We start from the raw sequence: 4342 nt of genomic DNA on the forward strand, positions 1-4342 counted from the left end.
GTCCCCGGGCCCGCGCCCGGTGCGGCCGGGTGTCGTCGCCGTGGCCGTGCGGCCCGCCCAGGTGGAGCGGCCGCTCTGCCACGGGGTGCCGCAGCGGCCGGGGCAGCGTGTGCTGGCCCGGCGCCCCGTCGTGGCGGCCCCCCCGCTCGCCCTCCGGTACCGCGTGCGCCGCGCCGTCGCGGGGGTGGTGGTCGCGCTCGTCGCGGCGGCCGTCGTCGTCGGGCTGGGCCTGCTGGCCGACGCGGCGTCGGTGGTGCGCGCGGCCGGAACGCCGTCGCCCGGCGTCGTCGCGGCGGCTCCTGCGGAGATCATCGTCACCGTCGCGGCGGGCGATTCACTGGGTGCGATCGCCGAGCGGGCGGTTCCCGGGGCCACCGGGGCGGAGCTGTCGGCCGTCGTGGAGCGCATCGTCACCGCCAACTCGCTCACATCGGTGCAGGTGCGTCCCGGGCAGGTGCTGCGGGTGCCCGTGGGATGACGCTCCGCACGCGCCGTGCCGGGGCGTTCCGGCTGTGCCGCACGTTCGGACGACACGCCGGTAGTAGAGGGGCCTCCGGCTTCCCCTGCCCCTACATGTTGTGGTTAAACTCCCCTTGTTGGTCCACGGGTGGGGTCTGAAGGTCCGGATCGCACCCACACCGGGGGAAGGGGTTGATCCGTGCGTTGTCCGTTCTGCAGGCACTCGGACTGCCGCGTCATCGACTCCCGCGAGGTCGACGACGGGCAGGCCACCCGCCGTCGCCGTTCCTGCGTCGCCTGCGGGCGGCGGTTCACGACGGTCGAGGAGTCGGTGCTCGCCGTCGTCAAGCGCAGCGGGGTCACGGAGCCGTTCAGCCGCGAGAAGGTCGTGCGTGGCGTCCGCAGGGCGTGCCAGGGGAGGCCCGTCGACGAGGACGCGCTCCAGCAGCTGGCCCACAGCGTCGAGGAGGCGGTGCGGGCCGGTGGTGCGGCCGAGGTGCCCAGCCACGAGGTCGGCCTCGCCATCCTCGGTCCGCTGCGCGATCTCGACGAGGTGGCCTACCTGCGCTTCGCGAGCGTCTACCGCTCGTTCTCCTCGATAGAGGATTTCGCGAAGGAGATCGCCGATCTCCGTGGTCCCGACGGATCCCCGGATTCGTCGTGACGGCTCGTCGTGACCAGCTCGTCATGATCAGCCCCTAGTTACCAGTTCTGCTCTGACCGGGCCGCACTCGCCCGCACCACCTGATGACACGCACGTCAGCCCGCTCGATCAGGACGTCCCGTCAGCACCGTCCCCGTACGAGTGCCCCGCCCGGCACCGCCGCCGTGGCCCGGCCAGCCCTGCACGTGTGCACGCACAGCACGCCGCACGCACATCACGAGCACCCAGCACCGCAGAGCACCCAGTACCGCACAGCATCAGCACAGCACCCAGCACCAGAGCACCGCGGTTCCGACGGACCCAGCCCGCCGGCGCCGGAGGAGAGGATCGTCCATGACCGAGACCGTCGGCACCACCACGTCCGGAGAGCCCAGTTCGGGACGCGGCAAGAAGGCGCCCGCCAAGCAGGCGCGCCCCGCCGGGCTCACCGTCGAGCGGATCCACACCACCGCGGGGGTGCACCCCTACGACGAGGTCACCTGGGAGCGCCGCGACGTCGTCATGACCAACTGGCGCGACGGCACGGTCAACTTCGAGCAGCGGGGCGTCGAGTTCCCGTCGTCCTGGTCGGTCAACGCCACCAACATCGTCACCAGCAAGTACTTCCGGGGCGCCGTCGGGTCGGCCACGCGCGAGTCGAGCCTGCGTCAGCTCATCGACCGGGTCGTGGGCGTGTACCACCGCTGCGGCGTCGAGAACGGCTACTTCGCCACCCCGGCCGACGCCGAGATCTTCGCGCACGAGCTCACCTGGATGCTGCTGCACCAGGTGTTCAGCTTCAACTCGCCCGTCTGGTTCAACGTCGGCACCAGCTCGCCGCAGCAGGTCAGCGCGTGCTTCATCCTCGCCGTCGACGACACGATGGAGTCGATCCTCAACTGGTACCGCGAGGAGGGGCTGATCTTCAAGGGCGGTTCCGGCGCGGGCCTGAACCTGTCGCGCATCCGTTCGTCGAAGGAGCTGCTGTCCTCGGGCGGCACCGCCTCCGGGCCGGTCTCGTTCATGCGCGGTGCCGATGCCAGCGCGGGCACCATCAAGTCCGGTGGCGCCACGCGCCGCGCCGCGAAGATGGTCGTGCTCGACGTCGACCACCCCGACATCGAGGAGTTCGTGCTCACGAAGTCCAAGGAGGAGGCCAAGGTGCGCGTGCTGCGCGACGCCGGCTTCGACATGGACCTCGGCGGCTCCGACATCACCTCGGTGCAGTACCAGAACGCCAATAACTCCGTCCGCGTCACCGACGAGTTCATGCGCGCCGTCGAGGCCGACACCGACTTCGGGCTCCGCGGCCGGATGAGCGGCGAGATCATCGAGAAGGTCGGCGCGAAGAAGCTGTTCCGCACCATCGCGCAGGCCGCCTGGGAGTGCGCCGACCCTGGCATCCAGTACGACGGCACCATCAACGACTGGCACACCTGCCCCGAGTCGGGCCGCATCTCCGCGTCCAACCCGTGCTCGGAGTACATGCACCTCGACAACTCGAGCTGCAACCTCGCCTCGCTGAACCTGCTCACGTTCCTGGGCGACGACGGCCAGTTCGACGCCGCGCGCTTCCAGAAGTGCGTCGAGCTGATCATCACCGCGATGGACATCTCCATCTGCTTCGCCGACTTCCCCACCGAGCCGATCGGTGACACCACGCGGAAGTTCCGCCAGCTGGGGATCGGCTACGCCAACCTCGGAGCGCTGCTGATGGCCACCGGCCATGCGTACGACTCCGACGGCGGCCGCTCGCTCGCCGGCGCCATCACCTCCCTGATGACGGGCGCGGCGTACAAGCGCTCGGCCGAGCTGGCCGGCGTCGTCGGCACCTACGAGGGCTACGCCCGCAACGCCGAGTCGCACCAGCGCGTCATGCGCAAGCACGCCGCGGCCAACGACGCCGTGCGCACGCTCCCGGCGAGCAGCAGCATCCACAAGCTCGCGACGATCGCGTGGAAGGACTGCCTCGCCATCGGCGAGCGCAACGGCTGGCGCAACGCGCAGGCCTCGGTGCTGGCGCCCACCGGCACCATCGGCCTGATGATGGACTGCGACACCACCGGCATCGAGCCGGACCTCGCGCTCGTCAAGTTCAAGAAGCTGGTCGGCGGCGGTTCCATGCAGATCGTCAACCAGACGGTGCCGCGCGCGCTCACCCGTCTCGGCTACCAGCCCGAGCGGGTCGAGGCCATCGTCGAGTACGTCGCCGAGCACGGCCACGTCATCGACGCCCCGGGGCTGCGCACCGAGCACTACGAGGTGTTCGACTGCGCCATGGGCGAGCGGGTCATCGCCGCCATGGGCCACGTCCGGATGATGGCCGCGGTGCAGCCGTTCCTGTCGGGCGCCATCTCCAAGACGGTCAACATGCCGGAGACGGCCACCGTCGAGGACGTCGAGCGCGTCTACATGGACGGCTGGAAGCTCGGCCTCAAGGCGCTCGCGATCTACCGCGACAACTGCAAGGTCGGCCAGCCGCTGTCGGCGGGCAAGTCGGCCAAGTCCTCCGGCGGCGGCGAGAAGGAGGTCGTGGTCGAGGCCCGTCCGGTGCGCCGGCGGCTGCCGAAGAAGCGCCCGAGCGAGACCATCTCGTTCACCGTCGGCGGCGCCGAGGGCTACCTCACCGCGGGTTCCTACCCCGACGACGGCCTCGGCGAGATCTTCGTCAAGCTCGGCAAGCAGGGCTCGACGCTCTCGGGTGTGATGGACGCGTTCTCGATGTCGATCTCGGTGGGCCTGCAGTACGGCATCCCGCTGGAGTTCTACGTCTCGAAGTTCTCCAACCTGCGCTTCGAACCCGCCGGCATGACCGACGACCCGGACGTCCGCATCGCCACGAGCGTGCTGGACTACCTGTTCCGCCGGCTCGCGCTGGACCACCTGCCGGCGGAGAAGCGCGCCCAGCTGGGCATCTTCTCGGCCGACGAGCGCACCGCGCAGGTCGACAGCACCGACTACGCGGCGAACTACGGGCAGGTCGACGTCGAGGGCCTGCGCACGGGCGTCGAGACCGAGCACGCCCCCGCCCGACCGGTCGGTGCCTCCCCGGCACCGGTCGAGGTCGGCAGCTCCACCGAGCTGCTCGAGCTGCGCATGGGCAAGGCCGCCGACGCTCCGCTGTGCATGACCTGTGGCACGAAGATGCGCCCGGCGGGCAGCTGCTACCTGTGCGAGGGCTGCGGCTCCACCAGCGGCTGCAGCTGAAAATGACCATCTCCACCGTGTCCCCCTGGCGAG

Annotated in this window: 3 protein-coding genes; all 3 read left to right on the top strand. The window is 70.4% G+C overall.

Annotation, left to right across the window (positions count from 1 at the left end; genetic code table 11):
* A partial coding sequence (locus JWR81_RS33210; RefSeq protein ID WP_297661866.1) for a LysM peptidoglycan-binding domain-containing protein occupies positions 1–478 on the top strand: 478 nt, incomplete at its 5' end.
* A 180-nt stretch (positions 479–658) separates the two neighbouring features.
* Entirely contained in the window at positions 659–1123 is a 465-nt protein-coding gene (nrdR, locus tag JWR81_RS33215; RefSeq protein WP_297661868.1) for a transcriptional regulator NrdR, read from the top strand.
* Between the two features lie 333 nt (positions 1124–1456).
* A complete protein-coding gene (locus tag JWR81_RS33220) occupies positions 1457–4309 on the top strand; it encodes a vitamin B12-dependent ribonucleotide reductase (RefSeq protein WP_297661870.1) in 2853 nt (950 codons plus the stop codon).
* Positions 4310–4342 lie beyond the last annotated feature (33 nt).

This window comes from Pseudonocardia sp., assembly GCF_025965585.1.
Taxonomy (GTDB): Bacteria; Actinomycetota; Actinomycetes; order Mycobacteriales; family Pseudonocardiaceae; genus Pseudonocardia.